Here is a 16238-nt window from a genome sequence, read left to right as displayed (position 1 = left end):
GTACACCCAATACCTAATGTGGGAGCGGGCAAGCCCGCTCCCACATTCTTTGTCCGGGTTTATTCTTTGATGAATTTTCCGGTCACATAGGCCGAATAGTCCGGTAACACGGTCTCTACTTTCCCTTGTTCCTTAAGAAACTTCGCCGTCTCCCCAATGGCCTTGGCTGTCCCACCATTGAGCAAGGCGTCGGTTCGCTGCGCCTGTGCATCGGGGAAGGTGCTGCCTTCCAGCAGTTCCGGGATATCCGCAGCATTTGCACCTGTCAACCGAGCGATCTTTTGCACCGGGGCGGAATCCACCGTCCAGCTGCTTTTATTGGCGGCATAGTCGGCAAACGAATCCAGGGTGATCTTGGCAAACTTGGCCACGACCTCCGGATGTTTCTCGGCAAAGTCCTTGCGCACTACCCACACCTCGAACGTCGGCGCGCCCCATTGGCCCACCTCGGTGGCGTCGGTCAACGTCTTGCCGGTCTTGCGGATTTCTCCCAGGGCCGGCGACCAGACAAAGGCGCCGTCGATATCCCCGCGTTTCCAGGCTGCGGCAATTTGCGCCGGTTGCAGGTTCACCACTTTCACCTGGCGGGTGTCCAGGCCCCAGTGTTTCAAGGCCCCGAGCAGGCTGTAGTGGGATGTGGAGACAAAAGGAGTGGCAATGGTTTTGCCGATCAGGTCCTTGGGTGCGTCAATTTGGCTACCGTTACGCACTACCAAAGCTTCAGAACTATTGATTTGAGCCGATACGATGAACGCCACAATGGGTAGATTACGGGATGCGGCGGCCGCCAACGGGCTGGAGCCGAGATTGCCGATCTGCACATCGCCTGAGGCAATCGCGGTGATGACTTGCGGGCCACTGTTGAAGCGGCGCCAGTCGATTTTCTCGCCAATGGCTTGTTCGTAAAGACCATCGGCCTGGGGCACTTTGCTCGGATCAATGCCGGTCTGGTAGCCGATGGTGAGGTTGGCTGCCTGCACGCCAATAGAAAGTGTAAGCGATAGTAAAACTGTAACAAATTGACTAGAGGATGCGCGTTTGGCCATGATGGCGTCGCCTTTTTGATCGTGAGTGACGTGTGCAAGATTCTGCTCACACTAAACGATCTAAAAAATGGCCAACAAATACCCTTTGGGAATTAGCTTATGGAGCGATACCCCACTGCGGGCTAGTTGCTCCATGGAAAGTGTTATTCCTGAATAGTATGAAAAAGGATGAAATAATTCTTTTTGGGTGTATGAAAAACTCATTACCCTGCAAGGACCAAATCAACTGCGGTTAGACGAAAGTAGTAGACACACAAGGTTACGATTGACTTGTCAGTCACTATCTGGCGCTAATCGCGCATCTGTGGATCGAGGGCGTCAGACCCGAGACCAAAGAACTACAAAAATTAGAAACGAGAGGAGCGGTACATGAAGAAGTCCACATTGGCGTTCGCCATCGCGGCTGGGGTTTTGGCTCAGCAAGCAGGCGCCGCTGGTTTTGTTGAAGACACCAAGGCATCCGTCAGTTCTCGGACCCTGTATTTTGATAACGATCAACGCGAAGGCGGTGCTGACCAGCGCGAAACGGCCACTGGCCTGAAGTTCAACGTCCAGTCTGGTTTCACTGAGGGCACCGTTGGTTTTGGTATTGATGCCCAGGCATTGGTCGGCATTCACCTGGACGGTGGCCGTGGTCATCACCCAGACAACAACTCTTTCGTTCCAAGCGACACCGACGGTTCGGCTGTGAGCAATTGGAGCAGCGCGAGCGCCAACGTCAAAGCCCGCTTCTCCAAGACCGAAGCCCACCTGGGTGGCGCTCTGGCGCCAAACCTGCCGGTCGTGATCGCAAGCGATGGTCGTCTGCTGCCACAAACCTTTGACGGTGGCACTATCACCTCCAAAGAAATCGACAATGTAACGTTCAACGCCGGTCAGCTTGAGCACGCTACCGGGCGTGCTTCGACCAACAGCACGGGCCTGTCTGTTGCCGGTGCTAGTCAGGAAAGCAACCAGTTCCGTTATGGTGGTGCTGACTGGAAGGTCACCAAAGACCTGACCTTGCAGTACTACTACGCCAACCTGGAAGACTTCTATAAGCAGCACTTCCTGGGTCTGGTTCACGTCTACCCGATCACCGAAGGCCAGTCGTTCAAAACCGACGTGCGCTACTTCGATAGCAGCTCCGACGGTAAGAACGGTCAGGCTGGCTACCAGTTCAACAACAATGGTGGTTACGCGAAGGATGCTGGCGAGGTTAATAACAAAACCTGGAGCGCCATGTTCACCTACTCCCTGGGTGGCAGCGCGTTCATGGTCGGTCATCAGCGTGTCAACGATGACGGCGGTTTCGTTTGGTTGAACCAGGGCGGTGTGGTTGACGGCAATGGCCGTAACGAAGGTGCCGGGGGTTCCAGTTTCTACCTCTTCACCGACAGCATGATCAACTCCTTCGTGCGTGCGGGTGAAAACACCACCTTCGGCCAGTACTCCTATGACTTCGCTGCATTGGGCGTTCCAGGTTTGAAAACCTCGATTGCTTACCTGCATGGCGACAACATCAAAGCCAAGAACGGTGGCAGCGATCAGTCCGAGTGGGAACGCGATATGCGTGTCGACTACACCATTCAACAGGGCGCGCTGAAAGGTTTCGGTACTACGCTGCGTCATGGTGTCTACCGCGGTAGCGGTACCGGCATTCAGGATCAGGATCAGACTCGTCTGATCTTTAACTACACTTACAGCTTCCTGTAAGCCAAGTTAAGAAAAAAACCTCGCGATAAACGCGAGGTTTTTTTTTGCTCGTTTTGCACAAGTCAGGCTCACCCCCGCAAGCCCTTCCTGAATCCCTCTTTTTTACAGCGTCTCAAGGCCTTCTCGAACCATGGGTGCATGTTGGTCTACGCTTCTGCCGCGGTCCAGTGAACAGACTTTTAATATTCCTATATCGTCTAAATAAATTGATATTTATTCTTTTTAAAAATTCTTCAGCACAGGCACAGTGGTTCCCATAAGCACTCATCAGGAGCCACACCATGAGCCTCAGACTGGGCGATATCGCCCCCGACTTTGAACAGGATTCCAGCGCCGGCAAGATTCGTTTCCACGAGTGGCTGGGCGACAGCTGGGGTGTGTTGTTTTCCCACCCGGCGGACTTCACCCCGGTGTGCACCACCGAGCTGGGTTTTACCGCCAAGCTCAAGGACGAGTTCGCCAACCGTGGGGTCAAGGCCATTGCCCTGTCGGTGGATCCGGTGGACTCCCACCACAAGTGGATCGAGGACATCAACGAGACCCAGCACACCGTCGTCAACTTCCCGATCTTGGCCGATGCCGACCGCAAGGTCTCGGACCTGTACGACCTGATCCATCCCAATGCCAATGACACGCTTACTGTGCGTTCGCTGTTCGTGATCGACCCGAACAAAAAGATTCGCCTGACCATCACCTACCCGGCCAGCACCGGGCGTAACTTCCATGAAATCCTGCGGGTCATTGACTCGCTGCAACTGACCGACAACTACAAGGTCGCGACGCCGGCCAACTGGCAGGACGGTGATGAGGTGGTGATCGTGCCTTCGCTCAAGGATGAGGACGAGATCAAGAAACGCTTTCCCAAGGGCTATCGTGCGGTTAAGCCCTATCTGCGGCTGACCCCGCAGCCCAACCGGTAACCCGAATCCAATGTGGGAGCGGGCTTGCTCGCGAATGCGGTGGTTCAGCAAGAAATGTGCTGACTGATACGCCGCAATCGCGAGCAAGCCCGCTCCCACAAGTTAATCGCATTTCAGGACTTACATAGCAGGGGTTTTCAGGCCGTTTCGACGGCCTTTTTTTTCGCCCGCCGAATGCTCTTTCTCATATGCAATTTAAGAATAAACAAATGAATAAATAAGATTTATAGATATATAAATCTGCTGATATGGTCTGTTCCATCTTGGCGCCATCGCTGCACTGCGAACCGCCGACACTTGCTCAAGGAAACTCCAGATGCTGGTCGTAACACTTGGTGGCAGTCCCAGTCAGCGTTCCCGCTCCGGGGTCTTGCTGGATCATTCCCGGCGCTGGTTGCAGCAGCAAGGCGTGGAAGTGGTGAGTTATCAGGTGCGGGACTTCCCGGCCGAAGATTTGCTGTATGCCCGCTTTGACAGCCCGAAGGTGCTCGACCTGCTGGCCCAAGTGGCCAATGCCGATGGTCTGGTGATTGCCACGCCGGTGTACAAGGCCTCGTTTTCCGGCGCGTTGAAAACCGTCCTCGACCTGCTACCGGAACGGGCCCTGGCCCACAAAGTAGTGTTGCCCATGGCCACCGGCGGCAGCATTGCCCACATGTTGGTGGTGGATTACGCCTTGAAACCAGTGCTGTCGGCGCTGAAAGCCCAGGAGCTGCTGCACGGGATTTTTGCCGAAGACAGCCAGATCGCCTACGGCGAAGGCAGTGCCCAGGCGCAGTTGGTGCCGATCCTTGAGCAACGCTTGAGCGAAGCCCTGGAGCAGTTCTACAGCGCCATGGCTCGCCGCCCGCAACCGCTGGACCCCCATGTGTTGAATGAACGTTTGTTGAGTGCTCGCTGGAGCATCTAAGCCGAACCCGAATACCAGAAACCCTCACCTTACTCAGCCGCCAACGGCCAAGCAGGTGCAGCCACAACCCTCATCGTCAATTTGGAGAGCGCCATGCGCACTGTCATCTTGCGTCGGGGCCTGGTCGCACTGTTTGCTGCGGCTGTGTCCTTCGGCGCCACTGTTCAAGCCCAAGCCGCAGAAACCCTGCGGATCGGTTATCAGAAGTACGGCACCCTGGTGCTGCTCAAAGCCAAGGGCACCCTGGAAAAACGCCTGGCTGACCAGGGCGTGAACGTGCAGTGGACCGAATTTCCCGGCGGCCCGCAGTTGCTGGAAGGGCTGAATGTGGGCTCCATCGACTTTGGCGTCACCGGCGAGACTCCGCCGGTGTTCGCCCAGGCCGCCGGTGCCGATCTGCTCTATGTGGCCTACGAACCGCCAGCGCCGACCAGCGAAGCCATCCTGGTACACAAGGACTCGCCGATCACATCGGTGGCCGAGCTCAAGGGCAAGAAAGTCGTGCTCAATAAGGGCTCCAACGTGCATTACCTGCTGGTGCGCGCCCTGGAAGACGCAGGCCTGAAATACACCGACGTACAGACCGTGTTCCTGCCGCCCGCCGACGCCCGTGCCGCCTTCGAGCGTGGCAGTGTCGACGCCTGGGTCATCTGGGACCCGTACCAGGCGGCTGCCGAGAAGCAACTGCAAGCCCGCACCCTGCGTGACGCCACCGGCATTGCCGATAACCACCAGTTCTACCTGGCCACCAAGCCTTACACCGAAAAACACCCCGAGGTGATCAAGGCGCTGATTGAGGAAGTGCGCGCCGTGGGCGAATGGTCCAAGGCCAACCCCAAGGAAGTCACTGAGCAAGTCGCACCGCTGCTCGGCCTGCCGGCGGACATCACCCTGACTTCGGTGAAGCGCCAAGGCTACGGCGCGCTGTTCCTGACCCCGGCAGTGGTCGCCGCCCAGCAGAAAATCGCCGACAGCTTCTACCAACTCAAATTGATTCCCAAGCCCTTGAGCATCAAGGACGTGATCTGGACGCCACCTGCGAGCGTTGCCAAAGCGCCGTAATCCGATTTCTTCAGGAGACAACTCCATGAGCCTCACTATTTTCTGGTTCCTGCCTACCCATGGCGACGGCCATTATCTGGGCACCGCTGAAGGCGCTCGTGCCGTGGATCACGGCTATCTGCAACAGGTGGCCCAGGCCGCTGATCGCCTGGGCTTTGGCGGGGTGTTGATCCCTACCGGACGCTCCTGCGAAGACTCGTGGCTGGTGGCCGCCTCGTTGATCCCGGTGACCCAGCGTTTGAAGTTTCTTGTCGCTCTGCGCCCCGGGATCATTTCCCCGACAGTGGCGGCGCGGCAGGCGGCGACCCTGGACCGGCTGTCCGGTGGCCGGGCGCTGTTCAACCTGGTGACCGGCGGTGATCCGGAGGAGTTGGCCGGCGACGGTCTGTTCCTCAGCCATGAGGAGCGTTACCAGGCCTCGGTGGAATTCACCCGCATCTGGCGTCGCGTGCTGGAAGGCGAAACCGTGGACTACGACGGCCAGCACATCAGCGTCAAAGGCGCCAAGCTGCTGTACCCGCCGATCCAGCAACCTCGGCCGCCGCTGTATTTCGGCGGCTCTTCCGAAGCGGCCCAGGACCTGGCAGCCGAACAAGTGGAAATGGTCCTGACCTGGGGCGAACCGCCGGCTGCGGTGGCGGAAAAAATCGAACAGGTGCGGGCCAAGGCGGCCAAGCTCGGGCGCACCGTGCGCTTCGGTATTCGCTTGCATGTGATCGTGCGTGAAACCAACGAGGAGGCATGGAAAGCCGCCGACAAACTGATCTCCCATCTGGACGACGACACCATTGCGCGGGCCCAGGCATCCCTGGCGCGCTTTGATTCGGTGGGCCAGCAACGCATGGCCGCCCTGCATGGTGGCAGTCGCGACAACCTCGAAGTCAGCCCCAACCTGTGGGCCGGCGTCGGCCTGGTACGCGGCGGGGCCGGCACGGCGCTGGTGGGCGACGGGCCGACCGTGGCGGCGCGGGTCAAGGAGTACGCGGACCTGGGCATCGACACCTTTATCTTCTCTGGCTATCCCCATCTGGAAGAGTCGTACCGGGTCGCGGAGCTGCTGTTCCCGCACCTGGATATCGAACGTCCCGAGCTGCCGAAAAGCGCCGGCTACGTCAGCCCGTTTGGCGAAATGGTGGCCAACGACATTCTTCCCAAAGCCGCGTCGCAGAGCTGAGGCGCCGTCATGAACAGTCAGCGGATTTTGCATCGACTGGCACCGTGGGCGCTGCCGATCCTGTTGCTGGCGGTGTGGCAGTTGTCGGTGTCGGCGGGCTGGTTGTCGACACGGATTCTGCCGGCCCCCAGCGCGGTGATTGCAGCCGGGGTGCACCTGGTCAGCAGCGGTGAAATCTGGACGCACCTGGCCATCAGCGGCTGGCGCGCCGGCCTCGGTTTTGTGATCGGCGGCGGCATCGGCCTGGCCCTGGGGTTTATCACCGGCCTGTCGAAATGGGGTGAGCGCCTGCTGGACAGCTCGGTGCAGATGATTCGCAACGTGCCGCACCTGGCGCTGATCCCGCTGGTGATTCTGTGGTTTGGCATTGATGAAACGGCGAAGATTTTCCTGGTCGCCCTCGGCACGCTGTTCCCGATCTACCTCAACACCTATCACGGTATCCGCAACGTCGACCCGGCGCTGGTGGAGATGGCACGCAGTTATGGTTTGTCGGGCTTCAGCCTGTTTCGCCAGGTGATCCTGCCCGGGGCCTTGCCCTCGATCCTGGTGGGGGTGCGTTTTGCCCTGGGCTTTATGTGGCTGACGCTGATCGTTGCGGAAACCATCTCTGCCAGTTCCGGTATTGGCTACCTGGCGATGAATGCCCGGGAGTTCCTGCAAACCGACGTGGTGGTGCTGGCGATTGTGCTGTACGCGGTACTCGGCAAGTTGGCGGACCTTGCCGCGCGTGGCCTGGAGCGGGTTTGGCTGCGCTGGCATCCGGCCTATCAAGTGCATAAAGGAGGTGCGGCATGACCGCCCAACAACCTCCACGTCTGCTGCGGGGCATCCCGTTGGCGGTGCGCACATTGCGCAAGGCATTTGGCGCGCGGGAGGTGCTCAAGGGCATCGACCTGCATATTCCGGCGGGTCAATTTGTCGCCGTGGTCGGGCGCAGCGGCTGCGGCAAAAGTACCTTGCTGCGCCTGCTGGCCGGCCTGGATGAAGCCAGCAGCGGCGAGTTGCTGGCCGGCTCTGCAGCGTTGAGCGAAGCCCTGGAAGACACGCGGCTGATGTTCCAGGAAGCGCGCCTGCTGCCGTGGAAAAAGATCATTGATAACGTCGGCCTGGGCCTTAAGGGCAACTGGCGACCCCAGGCCATGGAGGCCTTGGAAGCGGTCGGCCTGGCCGAGCGTGCCGATGAATGGCCAGCGGTGTTGTCCGGTGGCCAGAAACAACGGGTGGCCCTGGCCCGCGCCTTGATTCACCAACCGCGCCTGTTACTGCTGGATGAACCCTTGGGCGCGCTGGATGCCCTGACCCGGATCGAGATGCAGCAACTGATCGAGAACCTGTGGCGCAAACACGGGTTTACCGTGTTGCTGGTGACCCATGACGTCAGCGAAGCCGTGGCCATTGCCGATCGGGTGATCCTGATCGAAGACGGCGAAATCGGCCTCGACCTGCACGTCGAACTACCGCGCCCGCGGGTCCGTGGCTCCCATCGCCTGGCGGCCCTGGAAACCGAAGTGCTTAACCGTGTGCTGTCACTGCCCGGCACGCCGCCTGAGCCGGAACCTGTTTCACCGTTGCCTACGCAGTTGCGTTGGGCGCACTAACTCACTTGTCCCTTGAGGAATAACACCATGACTATCAAAGCGATCAACGTGCGTAACCAGTTCAAAGGCACCATCAAGGAAATCGTCGAAGGCGACGTACTGTCGGAAATCGACGTGCAGACCGCGTCCGGTATCGTCACGTCGGTGATCACCACCCGCTCGGTGAAAGAGCTGGAGCTGGTGATTGGCAGTGAAGTGATTGCCTTTGTGAAATCCACCGAGGTGTCGATCGCTAAACTGTGATGATCGTTCCCACGCTCTGCATGGGAATGCACCCCGTGACGCTCTGCGTCACAAGAGCGGACGCAGAGCGTCCTATGAGGCGTTCCCACGCAGAGCGTGGGAACGATCATTGAGGGCGCTTGGGCAAAAACACCGGCAAATAAAGCCCCACATACGCATCAAACACCCGCATCCCTTCCTCCGCCATGCGCGGGGTGATCTGCCCATGCTGATGCACCGAGCGTGCATACACGCGGTCGCTCAGCTCCAGCGCCAGGGCAAACACGTCCACATCCGCCGGCAGCACCGGCACTTCAAAGTGGCGGTTGAACACTTGCTGCATCAAGTCCCCCAACTCCAGGTCATGCTGGCGGTCGGCCTGGGTCACTTCGGTGAGGCCGTGCTGGGCGAGGATCAGTTGGCGGGCGGCGGCGTCCTTGCTGTAGATCGCCAGCATGCGCAACTCCACCAGGCGCGACAGGTCGCGCCAGTGGTGCAGGCTGTCGTGGTCGATGGGGGCTTGCAGCGCGGCGCGGAAGGCGGCGTGAATGTCAGCGGTCAGGGCTTCGAGCAAGGCCGGGACGCTGGCGAAAAAGTGATACACCGATGACGGCGGAATCTGCGCCCGTTCGGCCACGCTGTAAATCGACAGACTGGCCACGCCTTCGGCGGCCAGCAGGGTGCGGGCAGCATCGAGGATCGCGTCGATCCGGGCCTGGCTGCGGGCGCGGGGTTTGCGAGGGGCGGCGGGGCGGGTCATGGATGTCTCCTACAGGGCAGCGGGCATTGTACGCGACCTTGATCGTTCCCACGCTCTGCGTGGGCACGCCTCTTAGGACGCTCTGCGTCCGCTGTTGTGACGCAGAGCACCACGGGCTGCATTCCCACGCAGAGCGTAGGAACGAGATAGCAGGCCATAAAAAACGCCGCAGGCCATAAGCCTGCAGCGTTCATTTGTTGCAGCATCCGCTTACACGGTATGCAGGTACCAGTTGTACTCAAGGTCGGAGATGGAGTGTTCAAACTCCTCCAGCTCACTTTCCTTACAGGCGACGAAGATATCGATGTATTTCGGGTCGATGTACTTGGCCATCACCTCGCTGTCGTCCAACTCGCGCAGGGCATCGCGCAGGTTGTTCGGCAGGCTTTGCTCGTTCTGCTCGTAGCTGTTGCCTTCCACCGGTGCGCCAGGTTCGATCTTGTTGGTCAGACCGTGGTGCACGCCCGCCAGGACCGAAGCCATCAGCAGGTAAGGGTTGGCATCGGCGCCGGCCACGCGGTGTTCGATACGGACGGCGTCGGACGAGCCGGTCGGTACGCGAATCGCCACGGTGCGGTTGTCCAGGCCCCAGCACGGCGAGTTCGGCACGTAGAACTGTGCGCCGAAACGACGGTAGGAGTTGACGTTGGGGCACAGGAAGGCCATTTGTGCAGGCAGGGTCTCCAGCACACCGCCGATCGCGTGACGCAATGCGGCGTTCTGCTCGGGATCCTCGCTGGCAAAGATGTTCTTGCCGTCTTTGTCCAGGATCGAAATATGCACGTGCAAACCATTGCCGGCCTGGCCTGGGTAAGGCTTGGCCATGAAGGTGGTGTCCATCTCATGGTCGTAGGCAATGTTCTTGATCAAACGCTTGAGCAGTACCGCGTAGTCGCACGCCTTGATCGGGTCGGCGACGTGGTGCAGGTTCACTTCGAACTGCGCCGGGGCACTTTCCTTGACGATGGCGTCAGCCGGGATGCCTTGCTCTTTGGCACCTTCCAGAATGTCCTGGAGGCAGTCGACGTATTCGTCGAGGTCGTCGATCAGGTAGACCTGTGTCGAGTGCGGGCGTTTGCCGGAAATCGGCGAGCGGGGAGGTTGTGGCCGGCCGTTCACGTTCTCCTGGTCGATCAGGTAGAACTCAAGCTCGAAGGCGGCGCAGATGGTCAGGCCCATGTCGTCAAACTTGGTTACAACTTGGCGGAGCACTTCGCGCGGATCGGCGAAGAAAGGTTCACCTTCAAGTTCGTGCATGGTCATCAGCAGTTGCGCGGTAGGGCGCTTTTGCCAGGGTTCATTGCACAGGGTGTCGGGGATTGGATAACAGATTCGGTCAGCATCACCGATGTCCAGACCCAGGCCGGTGCTTTCCACCGTTGAGCCATTGATATCCAGGGCAAATAAAGAGGCCGGCAAGTTGATGCCTTTCTCGTAAACCTTGTGGAGGCTGGTGCGTTCGATGCGCTTACCGCGCACCACACCATTCATATCCGCAATTAGAAGGTCTACGTACAGAACCTCAGGATGATCCTTAAGGAACGCGTTCGCTTCGTTAAGCTGAACGGCACGCGGGGGTACCGACATGATGCAACACCTTTGTTGTTAAAAATATCAATCATTGATCTTTTCTGGTTTCAGTCAACCCGAACGGCTTGCCGAAGTCAAGCGAGGCCTTTTTTGCCCTAAAAAAGCGCCTTGAGGGGTTTTTTGCGGCTTTTTTGGGCAGTTTTTCCAGTTTGACCGGCTTGGGACTAGCAGGCTTGAGCGGGCCGTGTTGTATTTTTTACGGGGGTGTTGTGTAAAAAAATGAACAAGGCTAAGCTCGATTCAAACCCATAACAGCAATAATACCGGGGTGCTTCATGTCTGGCCTGCCGTTAATCGGCGTCACCGCCTGCTCCAAACAGGTTGGTCTGCATGCTTATCACATCAGTGGCGACAAATACGTCCGCGCCGTGGCAGTCGCTGCCAAGGGCCTGCCATTGATTATTCCGTCCCTGGCGGAGCTGTTCGAACCGGCCAATATTCTTGACGGTCTGGATGGCATTCTCTTTACCGGCTCCCCTTCCAATATCGAACCCTATCATTACGACGGTCCGGCCAGCGCGCCCGGGACTGCTCATGATCCTGCACGGGACCAGAGCACCCTGCCGCTGATTCGTGCTGCGATTGCCGCAGGTGTGCCGGTGCTGGGGATCTGCCGGGGCTTCCAGGAAATGAACGTGGCCCTGGGCGGCAGCCTGCACCAGAAGGTTCATGAGTTGCCGGGTATGCTTGATCATCGCGAAGACGATACCCAGCCGCTGGATATCCAGTACGGCCCGGCGCACGCCGTGGCGATCACGCCGGGCGGGGTATTGGCGGGCCTGGGCTTGCCGGCCACGATCCAGGTCAATTCGATCCACAGCCAGGGCGTTGAGCGCCTGGCGCCGGGCCTGCAGGTCGAAGCGACCGCGCCGGATGGCCTGATCGAGGCTTTTTCGCTCAAACAGGGCAAGGCATTTGCAGACGCTTTTGCATTAGGAGTGCAATGGCACCCCGAATGGCAGGTAAGCTCCAACCCGTACTACCTCGCGATCTTCCAGGCATTTGGCGATGCCTGCCGAACGCGGGCGAAACAAAGAGACGCACACGCGTCAAACAACGCCTGACCTTTAATGGATGTCAGGAAACCCAGCCCAGAGGCATTTATGAGTAACAACCTCGACCAGCTCACCGATTGGTTGAAAGACCACAAGATCACAGAAGTCGAATGCATGATTGGCGACCTCACGGGGATCACCCGGGGCAAGATCTCGCCGACCAACAAGTTCATTGCCGAAAAAGGCATGCGCCTGCCCGAGAGCGTTCTGTTGCAGACCGTGACCGGCGACTATGTCGAAGACGACATCTATTACGAATTGCTCGACCCGGCCGACATCGACATGATCTGCCGTCCCGACCAGAACGCGGTGTTCCTGGTGCCCTGGGCCATCGAGCCCACCGCCCAGGTGATCCACGACACCTACGACAAGCAAGGCAACCCGATCGAGCTGTCGCCGCGCAACGTGCTCAAGAAAGTCCTCAAGCTCTACGCCGACAAAGGCTGGCAGCCCATCGTGGCGCCGGAGATGGAGTTCTACCTGACCAAGCGCTGCGAAGACCCGGACTTCCCGTTGCAACCGCCGATTGGCCGTTCCGGCCGCCCGGAAACCGGTCGCCAGTCCTTCTCTATAGAAGCGGCCAACGAATTCGACCCGCTGTTCGAAGACGTCTACGACTGGTGCGAGCTGCAGGAGCTGGACCTGGACACCCTGATCCACGAGGACGGCACGGCGCAGATGGAAATCAACTTCCGTCACGGCGATGCCCTGTCCCTGGCCGACCAGATCCTGGTGTTCAAGCGCACCATGCGTGAAGCCGCGCTCAAGCACAACGTGGCCGCCACCTTTATGGCCAAGCCGATGACCGGCGAGCCCGGCAGTGCCATGCACCTGCACCAGAGCATCATTGATATCGCCACCGGCAAAAATGTGTTCTCCAATGAGGACGGCTCCAAGAGCGAGCTGTTCCTGCACCACATCGGTGGCCTGCAGAAGTTCATCCCCGAGCTGTTGCCGCTGTTTGCGCCCAACGTCAACTCGTTCCGCCGCTTCCTGCCCGACACCTCGGCGCCGGTGAACGTGGAGTGGGGCGAAGAGAACCGCACCGTGGGCCTGCGCGTGCCGGATGCCGGCCCGCAGAACCGCCGCGTGGAAAACCGCCTGCCGGGCGCCGATGCCAACCCGTACCTGGCCATCGCCGCCAGCCTGCTGTGCGGTTATATCGGCATGGTCGAAGGCATCAGCCCGAGCGCCCCGGTGGTCGGTCGTGGCTACGAGCGACGCAACCTGCGCCTGCCGTTGACCATCGAAGATGCACTGGAACGCATGGAAAACAGCAAGACCATCGAGAAATACCTGGGTCACAAATTCATCACTGGCTACGTCGCGGTCAAGCGGGCCGAGCATGAAAACTTCAAGCGCGTGATCAGTTCGTGGGAGCGGGAATTCCTGCTCTTCGCCGTCTGATGCGCCGGGTGCGGCCAGGATGGGCCGCACCTTCACCTACTTTTTGGAGATTGGTATGTCCAGCAACAACCCGCAAACCCGTGAATGGCAAGCCCTGAGCAACGATCATCACCTGGCGCCGTTCAGCGACTTCAAGCAGTTGAAAGAGAAAGGCCCGCGCATCATCACCAACGCCAAGGGCGTTTACCTGTGGGACAGCGAAGGCAACAAGATCCTCGACGGCATGGCCGGCCTGTGGTGTGTGGCCATCGGTTATGGCCGCGATGAGCTGGCTGACGCCGCCGCCAAGCAGATGAAACAACTGCCTTACTACAACCTGTTCTTCCAGACTGCCCACCCGCCGGTGCTGGAACTGGCCAAGGCCATCGCCGATATCGCCCCGGCCGGCATGAACCACGTGTTCTTCACCGGCTCCGGCTCCGAAGGCAACGACACCATGTTGCGCATGGTCCGCCACTACTGGGCGATCAAGGGCCAGCCGAACAAGAAAACCATCATCAGCCGCAAGAATGGCTACCACGGTTCCACCGTGGCCGGCGCCAGCCTGGGCGGCATGACTTATATGCACGAGCAGGGCGACTTGCCGATCCCGGGCATCGTGCATATCGCCCAGCCGTACTGGTTCGGCGAAGGCGGCGACATGAGCCCTGAAGAGTTCGGGGTGTGGGCCGCCAACCAACTGGAAGAGAAAATTCTGGAACTGGGCGTGGACAACGTCGGAGCCTTTATTGCCGAGCCGATCCAGGGCGCCGGCGGTGTGATCGTGCCGCCAGCCAGCTACTGGCCGCGCATCAAGGAAATCCTCGCCAAGTACGACATCCTGTTTGTCGCCGACGAAGTGATCTGTGGCTTTGGCCGCACCGGTGAGTGGTTCGGTAGCGATTTCTACGATCTCAAGCCGGACATGATGACCATCGCCAAGGGCCTGACCTCGGGCTATATCCCCATGGGCGGCCTGATTGTGCGCGACGAAGTGGTGGCGGTGCTCAACGAAGGCGGCGATTTCAACCACGGCTTCACCTATTCCGGGCACCCGGTGGCTGCTGCGGTGGCCCTGGAAAACATCCGCATCATGCGCGATGAAAAAATTGTCAGCCGCGTCCATGACGAAACGGCACCGTATTTGCAGAAGCGTCTACGCGAGTTGGCGGATCATCCGCTGGTGGGCGAAGTGCGCGGTGTCGGCATGTTGGGTGCGATCGAGCTGGTCCAGGACAAGGCCACGCGCAAGCGTTATGAAGGAAAGGGCGTGGGTATGATCTGCCGCACCTTCTGCTTCGAAAATGGCCTGATCATGCGCGCCGTGGGCGACACCATGATCATTTCGCCGCCGCTGGTGATCAGCAAGGCCGAGATTGACGAGCTGGTGACCAAGGCTCGCCATTGCCTGGACCTGACTTTGGCGGCATTGCAGGGCTAAGTGCTAGGCTCAGGATGCAGCGGCTGCGGCTGTTGCATTCGGGTAATGATAAATGCGGGGCTTTGGTTGAAAGCCGGCCCCTGAACTTGCCAGACTGTCGCCCTGTTTTGTCGCCCTTCGACGGGCCATGAAACGTAGAAAAATGTGGCCCAAAAAAGAAAAATTGGAGCATGACCGAATGAAGGCATTAGGTTTGAAGAACGCCGGCAAGACCCTCCTGGCCTTGTCCCTGATGGGCGCAATGGCCGGCACGGCCCAGGCTGCCGACAAAGTGCTGCACGTCTACAACTGGTCCGACTACATTGCACCGGACACCGTAGCCAACTTTGAGAAAGAGTCCGGCATCAAGGTGGTGTACGACGTTTTCGACAGCAACGAAACCCTGGAAGCCAAGCTGCTGGCGGGCAAGTCCGGCTACGACATCGTCGTACCGTCGAACAACTTCCTGGCCAAGCAGATCAAGGCCGGTGTGTATCAGGAGCTGGACAAGTCCAAGCTGCCAAACTGGAAGAACCTCGACACCGACCTGCTCAAGGCCGTGGGTGATGCCAGCGACAAAGGCAACCTGCACGCATTCCCGTACATGTGGGGCACCATCGGCATCGGCTACAACCCGGACAAGGTCAAGGCTGCGCTGGGCGTCGACAAGATCGATTCGTGGGATGTGCTGTTCAAGCCCGAGAACATCGAAAAACTCAAAAGCTGTGGCGTGAGCTTCCTCGACTCGCCAACCGAAATGATCCCGGTGGCCCTGCACTACCTGGGCTACCCGACCGACAGCCAGGACAAGAAGCAACTGGCTGAAGCCGAAGCGCTGTTCCTCAAGATCCGTCCTTCGGTGGGTTACTTCCACTCCTCCAAGTACATCTCGGACCTGGCCAACGGCAACATCTGCGTGGCCGTGGGTTACTCGGGTGACCTGGAACAGTCCAAATCCCGCGCGGCTGAAGCCGGTGGCAAGGTTAAAGTTTCCTACGCCATTCCCAAGGAAGGCGCAGGCAGCTTCTACGACATGGTCGCCATCCCCAAAGATGCCGAGAACCTGGACGCCGCCTACCAGTTCATGAACTACCTGCTCAAGCCTGAAGTCATGGCTGAAATCACCAACAGCGTACGTTTCCCGAACGGTAACAAGGCTGCCACGCCGCTGGTGAGCAAGGATATCTCGGGTGACCCGAGCATCTATCCGACGGATGCAGTGAAAGCCAAGCTGTATGCAATCAGCGATCTGCCGGCCGCTACCCAGCGCTTGCTGACGCGCAGCTGGACCAAGATCAAGTCGGGTAAATAAGCCTTGATAGGTGTGGGAGGGGGGTTGGATGGGAGCGGGCTTGCTCGCGAAAGCGGCGTGTCAGTAGAGGCATATGCAGGCTGAC

General features: G+C 59.2%; 15 protein-coding genes. 12 read left to right on the top strand and 3 right to left on the bottom strand.

Translation table 11 applies throughout. The features are described from left to right. Positions 1 to 59 precede the first annotated feature (59 nt). Positions 60 to 1046 (bottom strand): taurine ABC transporter substrate-binding protein, encoded by a 987-nt coding sequence (gene tauA, locus HU773_RS26815; RefSeq protein WP_120734310.1) that lies wholly within the window; start codon positions 1044 to 1046, stop codon positions 60 to 62. Between the two features lie 369 nt (positions 1047 to 1415). Between tauA and HU773_RS26810 the strand changes: the two genes are divergently transcribed. From HU773_RS26810 to HU773_RS26775, 8 genes are all read left to right on the top strand, one after another. Continuing rightward, complete coding sequence (locus tag HU773_RS26810; protein ID WP_186624975.1) at positions 1416 to 2741, top strand: OprD family porin; 1326 nt, start codon at positions 1416 to 1418, stop codon at positions 2739 to 2741. A gap of 281 nt (positions 2742 to 3022) precedes the next feature. Then, positions 3023 to 3661, top strand: coding sequence for a peroxiredoxin (locus HU773_RS26805; RefSeq protein ID WP_057960929.1), 639 nt, complete (start codon positions 3023 to 3025; stop codon positions 3659 to 3661). A 316-nt stretch (positions 3662 to 3977) separates the two neighbouring features. Then, entirely contained in the window at positions 3978 to 4571 is a 594-nt protein-coding gene (gene ssuE, locus HU773_RS26800) for an NADPH-dependent FMN reductase (protein WP_186624974.1), read from the top strand. A gap of 93 nt (positions 4572 to 4664) precedes the next feature. Next, positions 4665 to 5633: a sulfonate ABC transporter substrate-binding protein gene (locus tag HU773_RS26795; RefSeq protein WP_057960928.1), complete on the top strand. Its 969-nt coding sequence runs from the start codon at positions 4665 to 4667 to the stop codon at positions 5631 to 5633. A gap of 25 nt (positions 5634 to 5658) precedes the next feature. Beyond that, positions 5659 to 6807 carry an FMNH2-dependent alkanesulfonate monooxygenase gene (ssuD, locus tag HU773_RS26790; RefSeq protein WP_057960927.1) on the top strand — a complete coding sequence of 383 codons (1149 nt, stop codon included), beginning with the start codon at positions 5659 to 5661 and terminating at the stop codon, positions 6805 to 6807. Between the two features lie 9 nt (positions 6808 to 6816). Beyond that, entirely contained in the window at positions 6817 to 7605 is a 789-nt protein-coding gene (gene ssuC / locus HU773_RS26785) for an aliphatic sulfonate ABC transporter permease SsuC (RefSeq protein ID WP_029289469.1), read from the top strand. Further along, complete coding sequence (ssuB, locus tag HU773_RS26780; RefSeq protein WP_057960926.1) at positions 7602 to 8408, top strand: aliphatic sulfonates ABC transporter ATP-binding protein; 807 nt, start codon at positions 7602 to 7604, stop codon at positions 8406 to 8408. Before ssuC ends, ssuB begins: the two co-directional genes overlap by 4 nt. 27 nt (positions 8409 to 8435) lie before the next feature. Then, positions 8436 to 8651 carry a TOBE domain-containing protein gene (locus HU773_RS26775; protein ID WP_003213899.1) on the top strand — a complete coding sequence of 72 codons (216 nt, stop codon included), beginning with the start codon at positions 8436 to 8438 and terminating at the stop codon, positions 8649 to 8651. Positions 8652 to 8757: 106 nt separating this feature from the next. Here the strand turns inward: HU773_RS26775 and HU773_RS26770 are convergent, their stop codons facing one another. Both HU773_RS26770 and HU773_RS26765 read right to left on the bottom strand, forming a co-directional pair. Continuing rightward, positions 8758 to 9390, bottom strand: coding sequence for a TetR/AcrR family transcriptional regulator (locus HU773_RS26770; protein ID WP_057440428.1), 633 nt, complete (start codon positions 9388 to 9390; stop codon positions 8758 to 8760). Between the two features lie 210 nt (positions 9391 to 9600). Further along, positions 9601 to 10977, bottom strand: a complete 1377-nt coding sequence (locus tag HU773_RS26765) for a glutamine synthetase family protein (RefSeq protein ID WP_057440427.1) — start codon at positions 10975 to 10977, stop codon at positions 9601 to 9603. A gap of 278 nt (positions 10978 to 11255) precedes the next feature. Here HU773_RS26765 and HU773_RS26760 point away from each other — a divergent pair, with 278 nt between their 5' ends. The 4 genes from HU773_RS26760 (at position 11256) to HU773_RS26745 (ending at position 16153) form a co-directional block, all read left to right on the top strand. Continuing rightward, the gene (locus HU773_RS26760) at positions 11256 to 12044 is read left to right on the top strand and encodes a gamma-glutamyl-gamma-aminobutyrate hydrolase family protein (protein ID WP_057960925.1); all 789 of its coding nucleotides are present in this window, start codon (positions 11256 to 11258) and stop codon (positions 12042 to 12044) included. 39 nt (positions 12045 to 12083) lie between these two features. Continuing rightward, positions 12084 to 13442, top strand: a complete 1359-nt coding sequence (locus tag HU773_RS26755; RefSeq protein ID WP_029289457.1) for a glutamine synthetase family protein — start codon at positions 12084 to 12086, stop codon at positions 13440 to 13442. Between the two features lie 55 nt (positions 13443 to 13497). Next, the gene (locus HU773_RS26750) at positions 13498 to 14862 is read left to right on the top strand and encodes an aspartate aminotransferase family protein (RefSeq protein WP_057960974.1); all 1365 of its coding nucleotides are present in this window, start codon (positions 13498 to 13500) and stop codon (positions 14860 to 14862) included. 178 nt (positions 14863 to 15040) lie between these two features. Next, positions 15041 to 16153, top strand: coding sequence for a polyamine ABC transporter substrate-binding protein (locus HU773_RS26745; RefSeq protein WP_057960973.1), 1113 nt, complete (start codon positions 15041 to 15043; stop codon positions 16151 to 16153). The last annotated feature ends 85 nt before the right edge of the window (positions 16154 to 16238 follow it).

The organism is Pseudomonas shahriarae, from assembly GCF_014268455.2.
Taxonomy (GTDB): Bacteria; Pseudomonadota; Gammaproteobacteria; order Pseudomonadales; family Pseudomonadaceae; genus Aquipseudomonas; species Aquipseudomonas shahriarae.
The sequence above is the reverse complement of the archived record's forward strand: the minus strand, read 5'-3'. Positions and strand labels throughout refer to the sequence as shown.

Coding starts and splice junctions, on each gene's coding strand:
- HU773_RS26805 (WP_057960929.1), top strand. CDS start 3,023: ATGAGCCTCAGACTGGGCGATATCGCCCCCGACTTTGAACAGGATTCC.
- HU773_RS26775 (WP_003213899.1), top strand. CDS start 8,436: ATGACTATCAAAGCGATCAACGTGCGTAACCAGTTCAAAGGCACCATC.
- HU773_RS26795 (WP_057960928.1), top strand. CDS start 4,665: ATGCGCACTGTCATCTTGCGTCGGGGCCTGGTCGCACTGTTTGCTGCG.
- ssuE (WP_186624974.1), top strand. CDS start 3,978: ATGCTGGTCGTAACACTTGGTGGCAGTCCCAGTCAGCGTTCCCGCTCC.
- HU773_RS26765 (WP_057440427.1), bottom strand. CDS start 10,977: ATGTCGGTACCCCCGCGTGCCGTTCAGCTTAACGAAGCGAACGCGTTC.
- HU773_RS26810 (WP_186624975.1), top strand. CDS start 1,416: ATGAAGAAGTCCACATTGGCGTTCGCCATCGCGGCTGGGGTTTTGGCT.
- HU773_RS26770 (WP_057440428.1), bottom strand. CDS start 9,390: ATGACCCGCCCCGCCGCCCCTCGCAAACCCCGCGCCCGCAGCCAGGCC.
- tauA (WP_120734310.1), bottom strand. CDS start 1,046: ATGGCCAAACGCGCATCCTCTAGTCAATTTGTTACAGTTTTACTATCG.
- HU773_RS26760 (WP_057960925.1), top strand. CDS start 11,256: ATGTCTGGCCTGCCGTTAATCGGCGTCACCGCCTGCTCCAAACAGGTT.
- HU773_RS26755 (WP_029289457.1), top strand. CDS start 12,084: ATGAGTAACAACCTCGACCAGCTCACCGATTGGTTGAAAGACCACAAG.
- ssuC (WP_029289469.1), top strand. CDS start 6,817: ATGAACAGTCAGCGGATTTTGCATCGACTGGCACCGTGGGCGCTGCCG.
- HU773_RS26745 (WP_057960973.1), top strand. CDS start 15,041: ATGAAGGCATTAGGTTTGAAGAACGCCGGCAAGACCCTCCTGGCCTTG.
- HU773_RS26750 (WP_057960974.1), top strand. CDS start 13,498: ATGTCCAGCAACAACCCGCAAACCCGTGAATGGCAAGCCCTGAGCAAC.
- ssuB (WP_057960926.1), top strand. CDS start 7,602: ATGACCGCCCAACAACCTCCACGTCTGCTGCGGGGCATCCCGTTGGCG.
- ssuD (WP_057960927.1), top strand. CDS start 5,659: ATGAGCCTCACTATTTTCTGGTTCCTGCCTACCCATGGCGACGGCCAT.